Annotated in this window: 18 protein-coding genes; 7 read left to right on the forward strand and 11 right to left on the reverse strand. The window is 61.6% G+C overall.

Annotation, left to right across the window (positions count from 1 at the left end; genetic code table 11):
• Positions 1 to 80 precede the first annotated feature (80 nt).
• Positions 81 to 707 carry a response regulator transcription factor gene (locus tag HU766_RS15270; RefSeq protein ID WP_033699811.1) on the reverse strand — a complete coding sequence of 209 codons (627 nt, stop codon included), beginning with the start codon at positions 705 to 707 and terminating at the stop codon, positions 81 to 83.
• Between the two features lie 199 nt (positions 708 to 906).
• Here HU766_RS15270 and HU766_RS15275 point away from each other — a divergent pair, with 199 nt between their 5' ends.
• Positions 907 to 2,091, forward strand: a complete 1,185-nt coding sequence (locus HU766_RS15275; protein ID WP_033699810.1) for an EAL domain-containing response regulator — start codon at positions 907 to 909, stop codon at positions 2,089 to 2,091.
• A 95-nt stretch (positions 2,092 to 2,186) separates the two neighbouring features.
• Positions 2,187 to 5,816 (forward strand): transporter substrate-binding domain-containing protein, encoded by a 3,630-nt coding sequence (locus HU766_RS15280; RefSeq protein ID WP_033699808.1) that lies wholly within the window; start codon positions 2,187 to 2,189, stop codon positions 5,814 to 5,816.
• A 225-nt stretch (positions 5,817 to 6,041) separates the two neighbouring features.
• On the opposite strand, the gene HU766_RS15285 is transcribed toward HU766_RS15280, so the two are convergent.
• The 3 genes from HU766_RS15285 to HU766_RS15295 all read right to left on the reverse strand — a co-directional run bounded on the left by HU766_RS15285 (position 6,042) and on the right by HU766_RS15295 (position 7,755).
• A complete protein-coding gene (locus HU766_RS15285; RefSeq protein ID WP_033699807.1) occupies positions 6,042 to 6,314 on the reverse strand; it encodes a DUF3077 domain-containing protein in 273 nt (90 codons plus the stop codon).
• A gap of 95 nt (positions 6,315 to 6,409) precedes the next feature.
• Positions 6,410 to 6,673: a hypothetical protein gene (locus tag HU766_RS15290; protein ID WP_033699806.1), complete on the reverse strand. Its 264-nt coding sequence runs from the start codon at positions 6,671 to 6,673 to the stop codon at positions 6,410 to 6,412.
• A 464-nt stretch (positions 6,674 to 7,137) separates the two neighbouring features.
• The gene (locus HU766_RS15295) at positions 7,138 to 7,755 is read right to left on the reverse strand and encodes a LysE family transporter (RefSeq protein ID WP_047583238.1); all 618 of its coding nucleotides are present in this window, start codon (positions 7,753 to 7,755) and stop codon (positions 7,138 to 7,140) included.
• Positions 7,756 to 7,959: 204 nt separating this feature from the next.
• On the opposite strand from HU766_RS15295, the gene HU766_RS15300 reads away from it, so the two are divergent.
• Together HU766_RS15300 and mqo are read left to right on the forward strand one after the other, a co-directional pair.
• Positions 7,960 to 8,151, forward strand: a complete 192-nt coding sequence (locus tag HU766_RS15300; RefSeq protein ID WP_027594641.1) for a DUF4223 family protein — start codon at positions 7,960 to 7,962, stop codon at positions 8,149 to 8,151.
• Positions 8,152 to 8,467: 316 nt separating this feature from the next.
• Complete coding sequence (gene mqo, locus HU766_RS15305; RefSeq protein ID WP_186658356.1) at positions 8,468 to 10,105, forward strand: malate dehydrogenase (quinone); 1,638 nt, start codon at positions 8,468 to 8,470, stop codon at positions 10,103 to 10,105.
• A gap of 65 nt (positions 10,106 to 10,170) precedes the next feature.
• Here mqo and HU766_RS15310 read toward each other — a convergent pair whose 3' ends face one another.
• Positions 10,171 to 10,506 carry a helix-turn-helix domain-containing protein gene (locus tag HU766_RS15310; RefSeq protein WP_186658358.1) on the reverse strand — a complete coding sequence of 112 codons (336 nt, stop codon included), beginning with the start codon at positions 10,504 to 10,506 and terminating at the stop codon, positions 10,171 to 10,173.
• A gap of 50 nt (positions 10,507 to 10,556) precedes the next feature.
• Between HU766_RS15310 and xenA the strand changes: the two genes are divergently transcribed.
• Positions 10,557 to 11,648: a xenobiotic reductase XenA gene (gene xenA, locus HU766_RS15315; RefSeq protein WP_033699795.1), complete on the forward strand. Its 1,092-nt coding sequence runs from the start codon at positions 10,557 to 10,559 to the stop codon at positions 11,646 to 11,648.
• 130 nt (positions 11,649 to 11,778) lie between these two features.
• Here the strand turns inward: xenA and HU766_RS15320 are convergent, their stop codons facing one another.
• From HU766_RS15320 to HU766_RS15340, 5 genes are all read right to left on the reverse strand, one after another.
• Complete coding sequence (locus HU766_RS15320; protein WP_186658360.1) at positions 11,779 to 13,035, reverse strand: FAD-dependent oxidoreductase; 1,257 nt, start codon at positions 13,033 to 13,035, stop codon at positions 11,779 to 11,781.
• 3 nt (positions 13,036 to 13,038) lie between these two features.
• On the reverse strand, positions 13,039 to 14,616 hold the full coding sequence (locus HU766_RS15325) for an aldehyde dehydrogenase (NADP(+)) (protein WP_186658363.1): 1,578 nt from the start codon (positions 14,614 to 14,616) through the stop codon (positions 13,039 to 13,041).
• Between the two features lie 182 nt (positions 14,617 to 14,798).
• Positions 14,799 to 15,746, reverse strand: coding sequence for a dihydrodipicolinate synthase family protein (locus HU766_RS15330; RefSeq protein ID WP_186658366.1), 948 nt, complete (start codon positions 15,744 to 15,746; stop codon positions 14,799 to 14,801).
• A 55-nt stretch (positions 15,747 to 15,801) separates the two neighbouring features.
• Positions 15,802 to 16,728 (reverse strand): 4-hydroxyproline epimerase, encoded by a 927-nt coding sequence (locus tag HU766_RS15335; protein ID WP_186658369.1) that lies wholly within the window; start codon positions 16,726 to 16,728, stop codon positions 15,802 to 15,804.
• 27 nt (positions 16,729 to 16,755) lie between these two features.
• Positions 16,756 to 18,372 (reverse strand): APC family permease, encoded by a 1,617-nt coding sequence (locus tag HU766_RS15340; protein WP_047583235.1) that lies wholly within the window; start codon positions 18,370 to 18,372, stop codon positions 16,756 to 16,758.
• Between the two features lie 319 nt (positions 18,373 to 18,691).
• Between HU766_RS15340 and HU766_RS15345 the strand changes: the two genes are divergently transcribed.
• Entirely contained in the window at positions 18,692 to 19,474 is a 783-nt protein-coding gene (locus HU766_RS15345; RefSeq protein ID WP_186658371.1) for an AraC family transcriptional regulator, read from the forward strand.
• Here the strand turns inward: HU766_RS15345 and HU766_RS15350 are convergent.
• Entirely contained in the window at positions 19,462 to 20,349 is an 888-nt protein-coding gene (locus HU766_RS15350; protein ID WP_033699786.1) for a LysR family transcriptional regulator, read from the reverse strand. The genes HU766_RS15345 and HU766_RS15350 overlap by 13 nt on opposite strands.
• 140 nt (positions 20,350 to 20,489) lie before the next feature.
• Here HU766_RS15350 and moaB point away from each other — a divergent pair, with 140 nt between their 5' ends.
• Positions 20,490 to 21,029, forward strand: a complete 540-nt coding sequence (gene moaB / locus HU766_RS15355) for a molybdenum cofactor biosynthesis protein B (protein ID WP_186658373.1) — start codon at positions 20,490 to 20,492, stop codon at positions 21,027 to 21,029.
• The last annotated feature ends 19 nt before the right edge of the window (positions 21,030 to 21,048 follow it).

Raw genomic sequence — 21,048 nt, forward strand, 5'->3', positions numbered from 1 at the left:
AGGGGGCGAAAGGGAAGAAATGAGTAGGAAATTGCCTACGGAAGCATAGGAAATTTCCTACGGGTGCATTTATGCAGCGATTACCGCGTCAATTCATTGCGTTTGGCAAACTCCGCCAGGTCAACCAGCGACGTAGCGCCCAGCTTTTGCAATAGCCGCGTTTTGTAGGTGCTCACAGTTTTATTGCTCAAAAAGAGCATGTCGCCAATTTGTTTGTTCGAGTAGCCCTGCGCCAAGTATTGCAATACCGTCACTTCCCGGGCGGTTAATGAGCGAATCTGCTCCAGTTCCGACAGTTGGTCGGCAGGGTTGACACTGTCGAACGTGAGCGAGGGAAAGAACGTATAGCCGGCATCCACCGATTTGATCGCTGTAATCAGGCTGCCCAGGTCCTCTTCCTTGTTGACGAAACCGCGTGCACCTAACTGGATACAGCGACGGCATACCGAATCGGCAGGTTGCGAAGTCAGGATAAGCACCTTGCTACGCACATCTAGCGTTTTAATCTTGGTGATAACGGTAAACCCATCCAGTTTGGGAATACCAATATCGAGAATGACCACCTGCGGGTTGAGCTCGCGTACCAGCTGAACCGCATCCAGGCCATTGTCCGCTTCGCCCACCACGCGCATGCCGTGCTTTTCCAGCAGCACCCGGACTGCAAGTCGAATGACTGGATGATCGTCAACTATCAGAACGCTATGCATAGTGTGAATCTACCTTGAGAACGCGCTTGTTACGGAACGGTATCGATAAGCCACTAGCAGGTTATCACCATTAGCTGCGTAGGACAGAGCTGTACTTGCTTCGGAAATTTCCGATGGATGAGAGGAAATTTCCCATGGAGGTGTCAGATGCGAGCCTTGCAGACTGTGGCTCCTTCAATTGCGTGCGTGTAGACCTGCGATGCAAGACTTGACTGTTCTGGTGCTGGAGGATGAACCCTTCCAGCGCCTTGTCACCGTGACTGCACTGGAAAAAGTGTTGCCGGGGCCCATTCTGCAAGCGGCGGACGGCCACGAGGCCGTTGCTGTGCTGTCAGCCTGCGACGCGGTAGACATTATTATCTGTGACTTGAGAATGGCTGGCATGGACGGCTTGGCGTTTCTTCGCCAAGCCAGTAGCAGCGGCAAAATTGGGGCTGTGGTGCTATGCAGCGAACTGGACCCGGCGCTGCGTCAAGCCACGGTCGCGATGATCCACTGTCTGGGCCTGACTTTTTTGGGCGACTTGGGCAAGCCTTTCAACCTGGAAGGATTCAGCCAGGTGGTCAAACGCTATAGGGAACACTGCAGCGCCGCGCCTAAAGTGTTGTCGCCGGCAGAGCTCCCCACGCTGAACGATGTGCAGCAAGGCTTGGACAACGGAGAGTTCGAGGCCTATTACCAACCCAAATTTACCCTGCAGGGGCAGCAACTGGTTGGCGCAGAAGTGCTTGCACGCTGGACGCACCCTCAATGGGGGGTGCTGCCACCCGCACATTTTTTACCGGTGATGGAAGCGCACAACCTGATCAACCGCTTGTTCTGGCAGCTGTTCGAACAGGGCCTGTCTCTTCAGCAAAGGCTGGCAGCGCAGCGCCAGGGGATCGACCTGGCGTTCAACTTGCACCCGGCGCAGCTGGCGTGCGCCGCGTTGACTGAGCGCATCACCCTGCTGATCAAGCGGTCACAGGTGCCAGCGGCCAGCGTGACGTTCGAAATCACCGAGTCTGGTCTCATCAGTGCACCTGCCAGAAGTCTGGAAAACCTGGTGCGGCTGCGTATGCTCGGTTGTGGCCTGGCCATGGATGATTTTGGCGCCGGTTATTCTTCATTGGATAGACTAAGTGAACTGCCATTTAGTGAAATCAAGCTTGACCGGGCGTTCGTGCGCAAGATGCAAAACCAGCCCAAGAGCGCTGCGATTATCAGTTGCTCGGTGGCGCTGGCCCGGGCGTTAGGCATCTCGCTGGTTATCGAAGGTGTAGAGACCGTCGAGCAACAGGCTCACCTGATTGAGTTGGGCGCCACCCTTGCCCAAGGGTTTTTGTTCGCCCGGCCGATGCCGGAAAGCCACTTCATCGACTTCTGCATGCAGCGCAGGTTGTGAGGCAGGTCCTCATGAACGAGCGACGGCAACCACTTTGAACTATTATTGCGCCGCCACTGGCGGCGATCCCCAGGCTCCTTCGGTTTCTATCTCGCATGCATTTACGTTCTTTCTGCCTGTCCATCGGCCTACTGTTGAGCAGCGTTCCGCTGCTGGCTGCCACCCTGCCTTTGGCCCCGCAGGTGTTGTCCAGCCAGCTGCGTATCGATCGTCACGATATGGCGATCACGACTGAAGACTGGCATTGGCTGCGGCACAAGGCTGAGCTCAAGGTGGGTGTGTATGCAACCGAGTCCGCGCCGTTTTCAGTCTATGCCCAAGATAACCTGTACGAAGGCATCAGCGCCGATGCAACCGCTCTGGTCGCTCAACTCTTGGGCTTGCAGGTGAAGGTCGTTCCCTTTGCTAATGAGCAGGACGCGCGCAAGGCATTACAGGCCGGTAGTGTCGATGTCATCAGTATTCACGGCAGTACAGAGCCTCGCCCCGACCTGCTGCTGAGCATTCCCTACGCCAGGGACCGGCTGGCGGTGTTCAAACGCAGTGCCGAACCCCGGCATTCACCCCCTGATCTTGCCGGCTTGCGTGTCGCGATCACCCACGAGCATAGCGCCGAGCTCAAACACCGCTACCCGCGGGCCGTTTTTAGGGTGTACGCCGACCATGAAAAAGCGATTGCCGCTGCCGCCTTTGGGCAGGCGGATGTTTACTTGGACGACCTGTACAGCGCCTATTACCTAATCAATCGTTCGTTCTACAACTTTGTCCGTTTTGAGCGTTTCTCGGATGTTCGCGGAGGCGACTACAGTTATGCGCTGAAGGTCGACAACACGCGTATGCAACGGCTTCTCAATGTCGCCCTCACATCCATCGGCGAAGATCAGTTGCGCAATTTGGCCAAGCGATGGGTGGGCAACAGCTTCATCCCCAGTGAAGACCCCATTAGCCTCACCGTAGAGCAAACACGCTGGATACAGCGGCATCCGGTGGTACGCCTGGTGATCAATGATGACCTGGCCCCGGGCGCCTATTTCGATGCTAGCGGGGTGTTTTCAGGCGGCATCGCCGATATTCTTGAAGTGATCACGCTAAGTACCGGCCTGCATTTTGAAGTGGTTTCCCGCAGTGGTGGCTTCCCCCAGATTATCGACGCGGTGCAGAAGGGCAAGGCAGATCTGGCACTGATGACGGCAAGCTCGGAGCGCGAGGAATACCTGCGCTTTTCCCGGCCACTGCTCAACAGTCCCTTTGTATTGCTCAGCAACATTGACCAGCAAGGCAAGCTGGGCAATCTGATCGACAAGCGTGTGGCGGTTCCAACGGGTCATGTGGCCATCGAGCAACTGCGCGAGCGTTACCCCGAAGCCAGGGTGGTGGAGGCGGGTGGCTCGCTGGATACAATGAACTTGCTCTATGAAGGCAATGCTGATGCTGCGATGGTGGCGTTGCCTGCTGCACGCTATTACATCGAGCGGTTGTTCCACGACAAACTGGCCATCAACCAGATACTTGATGTTGGACCGGCGACGGTCAATTTCGCCATGCGTCGTAGTGACGTAGAGCTGCAGTCGATCATCGATACCGTCTTGCAGAGCATTGCACCGGACGAGCTCAATGCGATTTCCAACCGCTGGCGTTCGCCACCGGGTATGAGCGGTCAGACCTGGGTAGATTATGAGCGGCTGATCACTGAAATTGTCGCCGCTGCCGCGCTGTTGCTGTTGTTGTCACTGGTGTGGGTGTTTTACCTGCGTAGGCAGATCAAAGCCCGGCTCAAGGCCGAGCGCATGCTCAACGATCAGTTGCAATTTATCGAGACCCTGACCGACTGCATGCCGCCACCGCTTTATGTCCGTGATACCAAGGGACGAATGCTGTCGTGCAACCGCAGCTATCTCAAAAGCGTTGGCTTGAGCGCCGATGAGGTGTTGCATAAAACGGTCCGGCAGTTACCGAAGGAGAATTTCGAAAGCCTCCCGGAGTTCCATCGCAATTACTCTCAGGCCATGCGCGACGGGCAGACGATCGAGTCGGTACATGCCGTGCGGCTCCAGGGCAAGGAGGCGTGGATCAACCACTGGGTGCAACCGTTTCAGGACTCCAAAGGGGTGACAAAGGGTGTCATCTGTGGCTGGCTGGATATCACCGAGCACCGCCAGTTGGTGGCGCAGTTACGCGAAGCGAAGGCCCATTCGGACGACGCTAGCCGCGCCAAGACCAGCTTCCTGGCCACCATGAGTCACGAAATCCGCACACCGATGAATGCCGTGATCGGCATCCTCGAGCTTGCACTCAAGCGCGCCGACAGCGAGCCAATCGACCGCGCCAGCATTGAGATCGCTCATACATCGGCAAAAAGCCTGCTGGAATTGATCGGCGATATCCTCGACATCGCCCGCATCGAGTCTGGACGCCTTAGCCTGTCGCTTAAACGTGCGAACTTACGGGTTTTGATTGAGTCAGTGGCGCGGGTGTTTGAAGGGCTGGCGCGTCAAAAGCGCCTTGAGCTTTTGCTCGATATCGACTCTAGCATCAACTGTGACGTACTGATCGACGCTCTACGTTTCAAACAGGTTCTTTCCAATCTGGTTAGCAACGCAATCAAATTCACCGAAGCGGGAACAGTCAAAATCAGCATCAGTGGTGTGTTGAGCGAAGCAAGCGTGCTAACTATCAAGCTCAGTGTCGAAGACACTGGCGTGGGTATCAGTTCTGAAGATCAACAACGATTGTTCCGTCCTTTTGTTCAGGCTCAACGAAACTCACATCAAAGCGAAGGCACTGGGCTGGGGCTAGTGATCAGTCGCTCGCTTTGCGAAATGATGGGCGGCCGAGTGAACCTGAGCAGCGCCGTCGGTAGAGGGACTCGCGTCGAAGTCGAGCTAGGCCTGCAGATACTTGAACCTGTTAATTTTACGCCAATAACTGCACTGCCGTTAATTCAACAACCACGCTATCGTTTGCAAGTATTGATAGTCGATGATCATGAAGTCAATCGACAGGTACTGCGTCAGCAGCTGAATTTTCTGGGTCATGATGTCAGCGAGGCGGAAAACGGCCGGTCGGCTTTTGAACGCTGGTGTGAGCACGCTTTCGATATTGTCATTACCGATTGCCACATGCCGGTCATGAGCGGTGCCGAACTTACTCAGGCGATACGGCAGGTAGAGGAGGCTCAAGGGTTGGAGGCTTCCATAATCCTGGGTCTGACCGCTGATGCGCAATCGGAAGAGATAGAGCTTTGTCTTAAAGTCGGTATGAATGATTGTCTAATTAAGCCGATTGCTTTGGATGAATTGGACGCTCGCTTGTTGCAGTGCTCTAAGAACGAAAGTCCTGCGATCGACTTGCAGTCTACGGAACGATTAGAGGCGAGGCCTGTTTCAACGAGCGTGGTCGACCTTGGGCCCTTGGAAATGTTGATCAGCAGCGAGCCTGAGAAGTTTAGACAGATTCTTGACGAGCTGATCAATAACAACCGCAAGGATTGTAAAGCTCTTGGTATCTTCATGCAGGAAGACCAATTCGAAAAGCTGGCGGAGCTGGCGCACCGAATCAAGGGCGCTGCAAGGGTGGTAAAAGCTGAGCAACTGGTTGAGTGTTGTCGTCAACTGGAGGTTTTGTGCCGTACACCGGAGATGTATCAGAGCCAGATCAGCGATGTCGTGGTAGAGGTTCAGGCTGCTATCACAGCCCTGGAGCAGGCGCTTATGAGTTATAGATAGCGCTCAGGCGACAACCTTAGCCTTTTGGTGAGGCCGTGATCAGGCGTCTCTGTTGATAGTGCTTGCGATGGCAATTGCTCTACGCTGCCCAGCCTGTATACGTCTCAGTGTCCACACACCCTCCGTCAAGAACGCTGCGAATACTTGGGCATTGTCGAGAAAGCGCGAGGCCTCGAACGGTTTGGTGTTGCTCAAATTCAGATCGAGGACTCGCATAGCGTTGCCTTAATGTTTCATCATCCCCAGCTCAGCATCATCTAGCAGCGCCTTGGCCATCGCGCTCAGGTAATGCGAGGCCCAGATCAGCTTTTGATCACCATCCATCAATCCAGCCAAGGTCATGTCGCGTACGTAGCCCATCAATTCGGAAGCCTGTTCGCGGGCGCTTTGGCAGCAGATGCCCGGCTCGATGCGAAAGAGTGGGTGGGTCTGGTTTTCGCCTTGGTAGAACGTGGTTTTGCCGGCTGTAGTGGGCGGCTTGGGGGTGTCTGTAGTCATCATTGAACTCCCTGGAATGTTCAGTTCCCGGGCGTGCCTGTTCGCGGTTTTACCCGCGAACAGGCACGCCCAGGCGATGCATCACTTCAATGGTTTCAGTGCAGGGTGCGCGGCTCTGCCGGAGCATGCGGCTGCATCTGCAGTTGCATCAAGGCGGACTCCACCAGGCTTTGTACGGCTTCCATCTCGTGGATGACGGCTTGCATCACGATCGAGCTGGGCGAGGTGGGTTTGAGTTGCACGGACTGACGGGCTACGGACAGGGCGCAGAGGACGTACTCTGTGGATTGGATCAGGGTGTCCTGCAGGATTTGAGAGGCATCGAGGGAGTAGGGCGGATCGGGGACTATCTTGCGCATATACAGCTCCTTGAGTCAGGTGGAGCTGCCTGCTAACGCTGTCAAACGAATGGAGGCAGCTATACATGGGTTGACAGACCGGTGACCCAAGGAACCCGGCGCACACGAGTGTGCCCCATGTACAGCTGCCATTAAGCGCTGCAAGTGAGTTCTTAAGTCGGGACGGCCTGTCAAAGCCGGTCGCTACAGTGGCAACGACACGGCGAGACTAGAGCGCGACCCAAGCACTAGCAACAGTTTGAGCGGGTTGGGAGTATGTTTGGGAAATGGACTACAAGATAGGGGAAAAAACTGAAGGTTAGCTGTAGGGCGGAAGGCTAAGTTGCCGTCTTTTATCGTTCAGGGAATGAATACTGGGCTGACCTGTTGGTTATGGTTTGCTGGATAGATCCTGGGGCCGCTTTGCGGCCCATCGCAGGGCAAGCCAGCTCCTACAGGGCAGCGCAAGCCTTGTAGGAAAACCCTCAGCGCATCGCCGCCAGCTTGATCCCGAACCCAACCAGGCACACCCCCGCCAATCGCTCGAACAGGTGGGTAATCCGCGGATTCGCGCGCATGCGTTCAGCCAGCTTGTGGGTCAACACCACCGCAATCAGCCCATACAGCAACGTCACCACCGCCACGGTCGCCGCCAGGAAGCCAAAGGTCACCAGCCCCTGGTGCTTCACCGGGTCGACGAACAGCGGGAAAAACGCCATGTAGAACATGATCGCCTTGGGGTTGAGCAAGGTGATCATCATGGTCTGGCGCAAGTAGTGGCCGTTGTCCATGCGGCTTGCACGCGGGGCGCCGCCGGGTTTGCTCAGCAGCATGCGCAGCCCCAGGTAGGCCAGGTACGCAGCGCCCGCCCACTGCACCACATGGAACGCGGCAGGGTAGGCGGCCAGCAGGGTGGCAACGCCGGCCACGGCCAGCCACAACAGCACCTGGTCACCCAGGATCACCCCGCAGGTCGCCGCCATGCCAGCCTTGATGCCGCCTTTGCCGGTCGCCGTGATCAAGGCAAAGTTGCCCGGGCCGGGGATGGCCAGGACGATGATGAAGGCGATGACGAACGCGCCGTAGTCGGTAACACCGAGCATGGGGAAACTCCTGTAAGCGTGCAGGTGTGAGGCAGAACGACAGACTATCTTCCGAGGCGGCCCGCTTTTCAACGGTCGGTTAATGCTGCGATAACGCGACGTATTGTTACATCGCGGCCCGCACGACTTGGATCCAATGCCTTGGTTCTGTATGATCCGGGCGCCATCAGCACGATGGCCGACGATTCATTTAAAGGACTTTGTATGAAAAAGCTGTTGAAAGCCACCGTTGCTGTTGCTGTCGTTTCGGGCGTTGCCCTGCTGTCCGGCTGCACTGGTCAAGTCTACAACCAGCAGAAGAACTGCTCGTACGACTACCTGTTCCACCCTTCGGTTTCCATCTCCAAGGTCATCGGTGGCTGCGGCCCAATCGATAAACTGCCTCAGCCGCAGTAATCTTGGCGATACCCTGATCGCGCCGCTTGCGACGTGATCCAAAGACCCCGGCCATGCAAGTGGCCGGGGTCTTTTGTTTTCCCCCTGGGACAACCTGCCGCCTTGACGCAACCCCCCTCAATTTGTTTGTGCTGGCAATTGGGTTACAATCGGAAAAACGTTTCAGCGGTGGCCGGTCAATTCGACCAACGGCTGAGCGTTCACTGTTTCTCTTGGCTGCTGACTCCAATGACCAATAACAAGCGCGCGCTGAAGGACAGAGAAATACAAGGCCCCGCCTAGGCCTTCCTTACGTGCTAACCATTGGAATCAATCAATGTTCAAGAAAGCTGGCAAGACCTTGCTGGGTCTGGCTGTCGCGGCGAGCGTCATGCAAGCGCACGCGGCAGAAACCAAGAAAGTCGACGTGCTGCTGGTCGGCGGCGGCATCATGAGTTCCACCCTGGCTGTCTGGCTGCACGAGCTGGAGCCGAGCTGGTCGATGGAAATGGTCGAGCGCCTGGACGGCGTCGCCGAAGAAAGCTCCAACGGCTGGAACAATGCCGGTACCGGCCACTCCGCGCTGGCCGAGCTGAACTACACCCCGGAAGACAAAGACGGCAACGTCAACATCACCAAGGCCATCGAAATCAACGAAGCCTTCCAGATCTCCCGCCAGTTCTGGTCGTGGCAGGTCCGCCAGGGTGTATTGAAGAACCCGCATTCGTTCATCAACAGCACCCCGCACATGAGCTTCGTCTGGGGCGATGACAACATCAAGTTCCTCAAGAAGCGTTACGACGCGCTGCAGGCCAGCCCGTTGTTCCGCCCGATGCAGTACTCCGAGGACCACGCGCAGATCGCCAAGTGGGTCCCGCTGATGATGGAAGGGCGCGACCCTAACCAGAAGCTGGCCGTGACCTGGACGCCGATCGGCACCGACGTCAACTTCGGCGAGATCACCCGCCAGTTCGTTGGCCACCTGAAGACCCAGGACAAGTTCGACCTGAAGCTGTCCAGCGAAGTGCAGGACATCACCCGTAACAAGGACGGCTCCTGGCACGTCGAGTACAAGAACCTGAAGGACGGTACCGAGTCGGCCACCGACGCCAAGTTCCTGTTCATCGGTGCCGGCGGCGGCGCGCTGAAGCTGCTGCAGAAGTCGGGTATCCCGGAGGCCAAGGAATACGCCGGCTTCCCGGTGGGTGGTTCGTTCCTGGTGACCGAGAACCCGACCGTTGCCATGCAGCACATGGCCAAGGCCTACGGCATTGCCTCGACCGGCGCGCCGCCCATGTCGGTACCGCACCTGGATACCCGCGTGCTGGACGGCAAGCGCGTGATCCTGTTCGGGCCATTCGCCACGTTCTCGACCAAGTTCCTGAAAAACGGCTCGTACCTCGACCTGCTGGGCAGCACCACGCTGCACAACGTGTGGCCGATGACCAAGGTCGGTATCGAACAGTACCCGCTGGTCGAGTACCTCGCTGGCCAGCTGATGCTGTCTGACGACGACCGCTTCGAAGCGCTGCGCACCTACTTCCCTAACGCCAAGAAAGAAGACTGGCGCCTGTGGCAGGCCGGTCAGCGCGTGCAGATCATCAAGCGTGATGCCGAGAAGGGTGGCGTGCTGAAGCTGGGCACCGAAGTGGTGGCTTCCGAAGACCGCACCATCGCCGGCCTGCTGGGTGCCTCGCCAGGTGCTTCGACCGCGGCCCCGATCATGCTGAATGTGCTTGAGACCGTGTTCAAAGAGAAAGTGGCGACGCCAGAGTGGCAGGCCAAGATCAAAGAGATCGTGCCAAGCTACGGTACCAAGCTGAATGATTCGGCTGCGGCCACGCAGAAAGAGTGGAACTACACCGCTGAAGTGCTGCAGTTGGAGAAGCCGCCAGTGATCGACGCCAGCGTTGATTTCGGCAACGCGCCGAGCGAGCCGGTAGAAAGCAAGCCTGAGAACGACATGGCGCTGTAAGCCCCATTGTTGTAATCGAAAGCCACGGGGGTGACCTCGTGGCTTTTTTTTTGGCCAGCACGGGACTACCGCTGACGCAGAATGCACTCCAGCAACCCAGGGAACCGTTCGTCGAGCATTTCGCTGCGCAGCGAATTCATGTGGGTAGTGCCGACGTTGCGCGTGTGCACCAGCCCCGCATCGCGCAAGACGCGAAAATGGTGGGACATGCTCGACTTCGGCCGCCCGCCGTCAAGCTCGCCGCAGCTGGCCTCCGCCACGCCCGCCAGGTGGCGCACAATCTCCAGGCGCACGGGGTCGCTCAGGGCGTAAAGCAGGCGCTCGAGAATCAGGTCTTCAGGGTTGGGATGTTTGTAGGCTCGCATGGTCGACATGATAACGGGCCTTTCAATTATTGCCATAGTTCGATTATGATCGAACTATCGTATTCAGATAACCCGGGAGCTTCTCCATGTCCGCATTGTTCGAACCCTACACCCTCAAGGACGTCACCCTGCGCAACCGCATCGCCATTCCGCCGATGTGCCAGTACATGGCCGAGGACGGCATGATCAACGACTGGCACCACGTGCACCTGGCCAGCCTGGCCCGAGGTGGTGCCGGCCTGCTGGTGGTCGAAGCCACCGCCGTGGCGCCGGAAGGGCGCATCACCCCCGGTTGTGCCGGTATCTGGAGTGACGCCCACGCCCAAGCCTTCGTGCCGGTGGTGCAGGCGATCAAGGCCGCAGGCTCGGTGCCCGGCATCCAGATCGCCCACGCCGGGCGCAAGGCCAGCGCCAACCGCCCCTGGGAAGGTGACGACCACATCGCTGCCGACGACGCCCGTGGCTGGGACACCATCGCCCCGTCGGCCATTGCCTTCGGTGCTCACCTGCCGAAAGTGCCGCGCGAAATGACCCTGGGCGACATCGCCCGGGTCAAGCAAGACTTCGTCGACGCTGCACGCCGTGCGCGGGATGCGGGTTTTGAATGGATCGAACTGCACTTTGCCCACGGTTACCTGGGCCAAAGCTTCTTCTCCGAACACACCAACCAGCGCACTGACGCCTACGGTGGCAGCTTCGAGAACCGCAGCCGCTTCCTGCTGGAAACCCTGGCCGCGGTACGTGAGGTGTGGCCAGAAAACCTGCCGCTGACCGCGCGTTTCGGCGTGCTGGAATATGACGGTCGCGATGAGCAGACCCTGGAAGAATCCATCGAGTTAGCCCGCATGTTCAAAGCCGGTGGCCTGGACCTGCTGAGTGTCAGCGTCGGCTTCACCATCCCTGACGCCAACATCCCGTGGGGCCCGGCGTTCATGGGGCCGATTGCCGAGCGTGTACGCCGCGAGGCGGGCCTGCCGGTGACGTCGGCGTGGGGCTTTGGTACGCCGCAGCTGGCCGAAGGCGCGCTGAAAGCCAATCAGCTCGACCTGGTGTCGGTAGGGCGTGCGCACTTGGCTGATCCGCATTGGGCGTACTTTGCGGCCAAGGAGCTGGGCGTTGATAAAGCCTCGTGGACCTTGCCGGCGCCTTATGCGCACTGGCTTGAGCGTTATCGCTGAGTTGCTGATTATTCAGTAGCCTGGGCCGGCCTCTTCGCGGGGCAAGCCCGCTCACACAGCTACTCCGCTGGCCTTGAGGTTGGCAGTTACCTGTGGGAGCGGGCTTGCCCCGCGAAGAGGCCGGCCCTGATCAAAACCGATCCAACCGATAGGCCTCCATCTGCGGCCCTTTTTCCTGGTCGGCAAGCCGCCCCACCCATTCGGCCGTCACGGCCGCCTGGGTCAGCCCCAGGTGCTGATGCCCGAATGCCAGCAACACCCGCCCATCACACACCCGGTCGATCACCGGCAATGAGTCCGGCAACGATGGCCTGAAGCCCATCCACGGCGTCGCGCCCTTGGCATCCAGGTCCTGCTTGAACAAACCCTGGCTCAGCCGATGCAGCTGCCATGCCCGCTGCATGCTCGGCGGCGCATCCAGCCCTGCGAATTCCACCGTGCCGGCCAGGCGCAAGCCGTCGGCCATCGGCGTCATGATGAACTTGCGCTCCAGTGAGGTCACGGCGAACGGCAGCCGTTGCTGCTCGCCAGGCAACATCAGGTGGTAGCCGCGCTCGGTATCCAGCGGCACCCGCTTGCCGGTGAGGGCTGCGGTAAGTGTTGCCGAGTGCGCGCCGCAACTGATCAGCACCTGGCGGGCGTTGAACGTGCCCTGGTCGCTGACCAGGCTGACCCCGCCGCCGTGCAACTGCCCACCTTCGACCTGCGCCCGGACGAAGCGCACCCCACTGGCCCTGGCCGCTTCGAACAGTGCGCAGACCACGCGGTACGGGTCGATGAAATGCCCGGTAGCGGGGAAAAACAGCCCTCCCAAAAGCGCTGGGCTCAACTGGGGCGCCGCTGCCTGCACGGCATCGGCCGACCAGAAGTCGACCGCCACGGCCTGCTGCTGCATGCGCGCCTGCAACGCCGCTAGGGCTTGGCGCGACTCACTGCGTTCGAACACCAGCAACGACCCCTCTTCCTTGAACAGGTCGCTGCGCCCAATGGAGCCGAGCAACTGCTGCCACGCCGCCAGGCTGCCTTCGTTCAATGCACGGATACCGGCTACGCTGCGCTGGAACGGCGCCGGGCGCAGGTTGAGCAGCAGGCGGGTGAACCAGGGCATGGCCTTGGGCAGGTACTTCCAGTCCAGGCGCAGCGGGCCCATCGGGTCCATCAGCATGCTCGGCAGGCGCTTGAGGATCGACAGGTCGGCGATCGGGAATACCTGCTCGGTGGCCAGGTGCCCGGCATTGCCGTAGGAGGCGCCATGGCCGGGTTGCTCGCGGTCGATCAGCAGCACCTGGCGGCCCTGGCGGGCCAGTTGCAGGGCGCAGGCGACGCCGACGATGCCGGCGCCGACCACGGCGATATCGGTGTCGGCAGCGTTGAGTGGCTCGCCCATGGCCTAGCCTTCCCGCTTGCCGTCGAGCAGCCGGCGCAGTTGCAGCGGGTTGCCGTGGCGCAAGGCCTCTGGCAGCAGGCCGTCAGGGAAGTCCTGGTAGCACACCGGGCGCAGGAAGCGCAGGATCGCCGCCGTCCCCACCGAGGTGGTGCGGGCATCGGAGGTGGCAGGGAACGGCCCGCCGTGGACCATCGCATCGCACACCTCGACCCCGGTAGGCCAGCCGTTGACCAGGATGCGCCCGGCTTTGCGCTCCAGGGTTGGCAGCAGCGCGCGGGCGCTGTCGAGGTCGGCCTCGTCCAGCTGCAGGGTGGCGGTCAGTTGGCCTTCCAGGTGCTCGGCGACCTGGCGGATCTGCGCGTCGCTATCGCATGCCACCACCAACGAGGCGGCGCCAAAGACTTCGGCCTGCAGCGCCGGGTCGGCCAGAAACGCGCTGGCCTGGGTCACGAACAAATGGGCCTGGCACTGGTTGGGGCCCTGCGGTGGCTGGCCGCTGGCCGCGACCTCGGCATTGCTATTTTCGGCCAAGGCGCCGACGCCCGTTGCATAGGCGCTGAAAATACCGGGGGTGAGCATGGTCTGTGCCCCCGCGCGTTGCACCTGTTCGCTGGCGGCGGCGACAAAGCGTTGCAGCGCCGGCCCTTGGCGCGCGATCACCAGGCCAGGGTTGGTGCAGAACTGCCCGGCACCCTGGGTCAGCGAAGCGACGAAGCCTTGCGCCAACGCCTCGCCACGGTTGTGCAGGGCGGCGTCAAACAGAAACACCGGGTTGATCGAACTCATCTCGGCGTACACCGGGATGGGCTCCGGGCGTGCCTGGGCGGCCTGGCACAGGGCGATGCCACCGCTGCGCGAGCCGGTAAAGCCGACCGCCTTGATGCGCGGGTCGCTGACCAGCGCGATGCCGACTTCACGGCCGGAGCCGTACAACAGCGAGAATACGCCGGCCGGCAAGCCGCACAGCTTCACCGCTTGCGCCACCGCCTGGCCGACCAGTTCGCTGGTGCCAGGGTGGGCGCTGTGGGCCTTGACCACCACTGGGCAGCCAGCGGCCAATGCCGACGCGGTGTCGCCACCGGCCACCGAGAAGGCCAGCGGGAAATTGCTGGCGCCGAACACGGCTACCGGCCCCAGGGCCACCTGGCGTTGGCGCAGGTCGGCGCGGGGCAAGGGCTGGCGTTCTGGCTGGGCGTTGTCGACCCGCACATCCAGCCATTCACCGGCCCGCACCACCCGGGCGAAGGTGCGCAGCTGGGTGCAGGTGCGGCCACGCTCGCCCTGGATGCGCGCCTTGGGCAGGCCGCTTTCGGCCACGGCACGGTCGATCAGGGCATCGCCCAGCGCTTCGATCTGCGCGGCGATGGTTTCGAGGAACTGTGCGCGTTGTTCGAGCGATGTTTCGCGGTAGGCATCGAACGCCGCCCAGGCCAAGGCGCAGGCCTGGGCCACGTGCTCGCCGGTGCCGCCGAGGTAGGCCGGTTCCAGTGGCTGGCCGGTGGCCGGGTCGATGGCGCGAATGGCTTCGCGGCTGCCGGTTACCGGCGTCTGGCCGATCAGCAGGTTGCCTGTGAGGGGCATGGAGCCTCCTTGGAAATCAGATTCGGGTATCAAGGGAAACCGCAGCCCCTGTAGGAGCGGCCTTGTGTCGCGATCGGGCTGCAAAGCAGCCCCGGGATTTCCGCGCAAATGCACAAATTGCTGGGGCTGCTTTGCAGCCCGATCGCGACACAAGGCCGCTCCTACAAAGGGCCGCGCAGGGCTTAGGCGATGTTCTGCTCGGCCGACCAGCTGGCGTACCAGTTGCGGAACAGCGCGTACTGCTGCTCGGCATAGTTGCGCTGTGCGTCGGTCAGCACGTCGGTTTCGTTGAAGTGCAGGCTGTATTCGCGGTCGCCGTTCAGCACCATCAGGTGCTTGTAGTACAGCACCAGGTCGCAGCCTTCATCGAACGACGACAGCACTGCCAGCGCCGCTTCCAGTTCGCGGGCCAGGCGCCGGGCCTTGGCGTCGCCCTTGGCGGCCTGTTTGCTCAGGCTCACCAGTTGCAGCACCTCACGCGGCAGGGCGTTGCCGATACCGGTGATGGCGCCGGTGGCGTTGCAGTTGACGAAGCCATGCACCACCTGGGTGTCGACGCCGACCATCAGGGTCACGTCGTCGTCCTTGGAGGTGATGTGTTCGGCGGCGTAGCGCAGGTCGGCACCGCCGCCGAATTCCTTGAAGCCGATCAGGTTCGGGTATTCGCGGCGCAGTTCGAAGAACAGGTCGGCGCGGGTGGCGAAGCCGTAGTACGGGCTGTTGTAGATCACCGCCGGCAGCTTCGGCGCAGCCGCCAGAATGGCCGAGAAGTGGTGCTTCTGGGCGATCAGCGAGGCGCCGCGGGACAACACCCGCGGGATTACCATCAGGCCGGCGGCGCCGACTTCGGCGGCATGGGCGGCGTGGGCGACGGCCTCGCGGGTGTTCACCGCGCCGGTGCCGACGATGGTCGGGATGCCGGCCGCCACCAGGCGCGCCACGCCTTCCTGGCGCTCGGCCTCGGTCAGCAGCGGCCAGTCGCCCATCGAGCCGCAGTACACCACGGCGCTCATGCCGGCTTCGATCAGCTCGCGGCCTTTGCGCACCAGGGCGTCGAAGTCTGGTTTGCGCTCGGCGGTGCAAGGGGTCATCAGGGCAGGCATGCAGCCGGTGAAGATGTTGTCGCTCATGGGTGTCACTCCTTGCAGTATTCAGTAGGGGGGGCGAATAAAAGGCCTGGGCGGGTCAGATGCCCCAGGCGAAAGGGTCCTGTTCGTCGATAAGCAAGGTGCTGTCGGCGGTCATGTAGGCGCGGCCGGTGATGAACGGGCGAATACGCTCGCCTTCGCGTTCGTAGCGGCCCTGGAACTGGCTGCCGGTGATGCTCGCCTGGACCCAGGTCTGGCCCTCGTCGAGCTTGCCGTCGGCGGCCAGGCAGGCCAGCTTGGCGCTGGTGCCGGTGCCGCAGGGGGAGCGGTCGTAGGCCTTGCCGGGGCACATGACGAAGTTGCGGCTGTCGGCGTCGGGGTCATCGGCAAACAGCTCGACATGGTCGATTGGCTGGCCGTGCTCGCCGGTGATGCCCTGGGCCTCCAGGGCTTTGAGCATTGCCCAGGTGTAATCGGTGAGCGCCTCGACGTTGTCCATCGCAATGCGCTGGCCGTGCTCGGACACCAGGAAGAACCAGTTGCCGCCCCAGGCGATATCGCCGTGCACCACGCCATGGCCCGGTACCTCGACCGGCACCTGCTGGCGATAGCGGTAGGCCGGCACGTTGCCTACGGTGACCGCGCCGTCTTCATGCAGGGTGGCGCTGACCTGGCCGACCGGCGTGTCGATCTTGTGCACGCCCGGTGCGATCAGCCCCAGGTGCTGCAGCGAGGCGATCAGGCCGATGGTGCCGTGGCCGCACATGTTCAGGTAGCCGGCGTTGTTGAAGAAGATCACCCCGCAGGTGGCGCCCTCCGACACCGGTGGGCAGTACAGCGCGCCCACCAGTACATCGTTGCCGCGTGGCTCCAGCAGGCAGGCGCGGCGCCAGGGGTCGTGCAGCTCGCGCAGTTCGTCGCGCTGTTCGGCCATGGTGTGGCCATTGAGCTGCGGGAAGCCTTTCATCACCAGGCGGGTCGGTTCGCCGCCGGTATGCGAGTCGATGACGTGAATGTGTTTCATGGGCATGTCCCTTGGTTGAGGCCGAGGTCAGGAGGCGACGGCGGCAGGGCGGTGGCCCAGGTGGGTGTCGGCGCTGGCTTCGCTTTCATCTTCGCCATCCAGGCGCACCAGATGGGCCGGCACGCCGGTGGCCGCGCCCCAGTAGTAGATGCCCAGGGCGCAGGCCGCGACGGCCACGGTGTCGAGTGGATGGCCAATCACGCCCAGGCCACCGAAGCTGCCCAGCCAGGACAGCAGGATGGTCACGGCATAGAAGCCGATCAGCCAAGCCGACGAGCGCACTTGCTGGCCAAGGGACAGGTGCTGGGTGGGCACGAAGCGGGCGCACAGCAGGTACAGCACGAACATCACGATTTGCAGGGCCAGCAGCCACGACACGGTGTTCCAGCCAGACCAGTAGACGATCAGCGCGGCGATGATGAACGACAGCGGGCCGAGTACGCTCATGCCCTTGACCCGGAACGGGCGCGGCATGTCAGGGGCGTTGCGGCGCAGCGCGGCGACGGTGACCGGGGCCACGGCATAGCTCAGCACCAGTGCCGCCGACACCACGTTGATCAGTGCTTCCCAGGAGGGGAACGGCAGGGTCCAGAACACCGACAGGGCGAAGGTCAGCCACAGGGCCGGGCGGGGGATGCCGGACTGCTCGTCGATGCGGGTGAAGAACTTGAAGAAGGTGCCGGTCTGCGCCCAGCCATAGATCACCCGCGGGGTGGCATTCATGTAGATGTTGCCGCAGCCGCTGGGCGAGATCACCGCGTCGGCCACCACCAGGTAGGCCAGCCAGCCCACGCCCAGGGCCAGGGCGATGTCACGGTAGGGCAGGGCGAGTTCCTTGGTCACCCCGGCCCAGCCGTTGGCCAGCATTTCGGTCGGCACGCTGCCGAGAAACGCCAGTTGTAGCAAGGCGTAGATCGCAGTGGACAGCAGCACCGACAGAATCAGCGCGATCGGGATGGTGCGCTGCGGGTTCTTCACTTCACTGGCCACCGAAATGATCGGCGTCAGCCCCAAGTAGGCGAAGATGATGCCGCCGGCCGACACGGCCATTTCCACACCGGACAGGCCATAGGGCGCAAAACCCTGGACTTCGAAGTTTGCCGGCTTGAAGAAGGTGAACAGCACGCCGATCACCAGCAAGGGCACGATGAACTTGAACACGCTGACCAGGTTGTTGGCTTTGGCAAAGGTCTTCACGCTGCGGTAATTGAGCACGAAGAACAGCCCCAGCAGCGCGAACTGCACCAGCCAGCCGAGCACGCTCGGGTCACTGGAGCCGGCCTTGGTCAGTTCGGGGAACCAGGCAGCGGCGTATTGGCGCGAAGCGACCACTTCGATGGCGATCAGGCTGGAGAAAGCGATCAGGGTGATGAAGCCCATCAGGTAGCCGAGCAGCGGGCCGTGGGAGTACACCGGGTAACGCACCACGCCACCGGCGCGGGGCAGGGCGGCGCCGAGCTCGCAGTAGACGATGCCCAGCAACAGCACGGCGAAACCGCCGAGGAACCAGGAGAGGATACCGGCGGGGCCGGCGATGGCCGAGACGTGGCTGGCAGCGAACAGCCAGCCGGAGCCAAAGATGGCGCCTAGGCCGATGAAGGTGAGGTCCAGCAATGACAGCTGTTTTTTGAATTTACCTGACATGGGTGCGCCTTTTTGTAGGTTTTGGATAGGCAGGTCTGATGTCACGAGATGCGGCTTTTGGGCCGCGCTCTTGTAGGTCTTGGGCGGCTTGCGTGGGGCATAGAGTGGACCGATCGGGGCGTCGGTTCTTGATGGTTTTCTGCAAGGGGGATGACGAAATCGGCACAGTTGCAGAAAAAGCTGGCGGCTGGCGGGGGCGGGCGGATAGGCTGGAAGCCATACCGGCTGTGGGCTGGCGAGGAGCCGTGACGCTTCTGGCGCCTTCGCGGGGCAAGCCCGCTCCCACAGGTGGTCAATAGCGTCGCCCCCGAGAAGCGAGATGACAGATCACTCCCTGGCAACCTTGTATCAGTGCTTCGACCAGCACCGCCCCGCCACCCTGGAGGCGCTGCTCGCCGGGGTCTCCCTGCTGCTGCCGATCCTCGACGCCATCCCCAACGCCGCGATCTTCATCAAGGACCCCGACGCCCGCTACGTGCTGGCCAACGACACCTTGGTCCAGCGCTGTGGCCTCAAGCGCCTGCAGCCGTTGCTGGGCAAGACCAGCGCCGAAGTCTTCCCGGCGCAACTGGGCCCCGGCTACACCGAGCAGGACCGCCGCGTACTCAAGGATGGCCTGGTGCTGCAAGACCAGCTCGAACTGCACCTGTACGGCAGCCGCGAGCCCGGTTGGTGCCTGACCCACAAGCGGCCGCTGTACAACCCGCAAGGCGCCATCATCGGCTTGGTGGGCATCTCGGTCGACCTGCAGTCAGCCGCCGACACCCATCCCGCTTACCAGCGCCTGGCCGCCGTGGATGAGCATATTCGCCAGCACTTTCACCAGCCGATCAGCATGGGTGAACTGACCCGCATCGCGGGTATTTCCGTGGCGCAACTGGAGCGCTATTGCAAGCGGGTGTTCCACCTCACGCCGCGGCAGATGATCCACAAGGCGCGGCTGGAGCATGCCCATCGCTTGCTGCATTCGGACCTGCCGATCACCGACGTGGCGATGCGCTGCGGCTACACCGACCACAGCGCCTTCAGCCGGCAGTTCAAGCAACTGACCGGCTTCACCCCGCGCCAGTACCGCCAGGCGACGGCGGCTCAGGGGGCTTGAAACAGGGCACGGGCCTCGTCGAAGCACTGCTCGGCAATTGCCGAACGTGGCTCGCTGCGGCGCAGCAGCAGGCCCACCGGGCTGTGGATGCTGGCATCGACGATGGGCAGGATGCGCATGTGGTCGCTCAAGTCCTCCAGCCCGCAATCGAGTGGCATGATCGCGCAGCACACGCCGGTGTTGATGGCCTGGATCAGCTGGAAGCTTGAGTCGCTTTCCAGCACGGCGTTGGGCTCCAGGCTGCGGCTGCGAAAACTCAGGTCCAGCGACTGACGGTAGTGCATGCCTTTGCTCAGCAGGCCCAGGGGGATCTCGCCGAGTTCCTCCCAGCGCAGGCTGTCGGCCTCGAACTGGAAGTGCCGGGTGTCGTGCAGCAGGCCCATGGTGGTGGTGCCCAGCTCGATCACTTCGAAGAAACTGGCGTTGACCTGGTCCAGGTAGCAGATGCCCAGGTCGAGCTGGTTGCGGCTCAGGCCATCCATGATCTGTTCGGTGCTGTGCGAGCTGAGCTGAAACTGCAGCTCGGGGTATTTTTCGCGCAGCGGCAGCAGCAATTGCATCGGGTTGAAGCTGGCCAGCGGCACCGTGCCCAGGCGCAGGCTACCGACCACCTGGCCACGGCAACTGGCGGCTTCGGCCTGCAGGCCGTCGTGGGCGGCCAGCAGGGTGCGAGCCCAGGCCAGGATGCGTTCGCCGGCCTCGGTAAACCCTTCGAAGCGCTGGCCGCGCTTGACCAGCACCAGGTCCAGTTCGTCTTCCAGGTTGCGCAGGCGCATCGACAGCGTCGGCTGGGTGATGTGGCACAGCGCTGCGGCCTGGCCGAAGTGGCGGGTCTGGTCGAGCGCGATGAGGAACTTGAGTTGCTTGATGTCCATGGGAGTGCCTGGCGTCTGGTTGTGCTGACCTTAACCAAGTCAGCGATAGATGTCATTGATCACCCGGTACGCCATATCGATTGGACGCCCCCAGGCCATGCCTCTAGCGTGGTGACAATGCCCTTTCAGGAGTAGCCCACGTGAGCGTCAAACCCGACGCGGTCTTCGTACCGCTCAATATCGCCGTGCTGACCGTCAGCGACACCCGCACCTACGACAACGACACCTCCGGCGAGCTGCTGGCCAGCCGCTCGGTGGAGATCGGCCACCGCCTGGTGGCACGGGCGTTGCTCAAGGACGACCTGTACAAGATCCGCGCCCAGGTCGCTACCTGGATTGCCGACGAGCAGGTGCAGGTGGTGCTGATCACCGGCGGCACCGGCTTCACCGGGCGTGACAGTACGCCGGAAGCGGTTGAATGCCTGCTGGACAAACGTATCGATGGCTTTGGCGAACTGTTCCGGGCGTTATCGATTCTCGATATCGGCACCTCGACCGTTCAGAGCCGGGCCTTGGCCGGATTGGCCAACGGTACCCTGGTGTGCTGCCTGCCGGGTTCCACCGGTGCGTGCCGCACGGCATGGGAAGGGATCCTGGCGGAGCAGCTGGATGCGCGGCACCGGCCGTGCAATTTCGTGCCGCACCTGAAGCCCGTCGAGGCTTGTGCCAGCCGAGGGTAACGGCCAGCACAGAAAGCAG

The organism is Pseudomonas sp. SWRI77 (assembly GCF_014269105.1).
Classification (GTDB): Bacteria; Pseudomonadota; Gammaproteobacteria; order Pseudomonadales; family Pseudomonadaceae; genus Aquipseudomonas; species Aquipseudomonas capeferrum.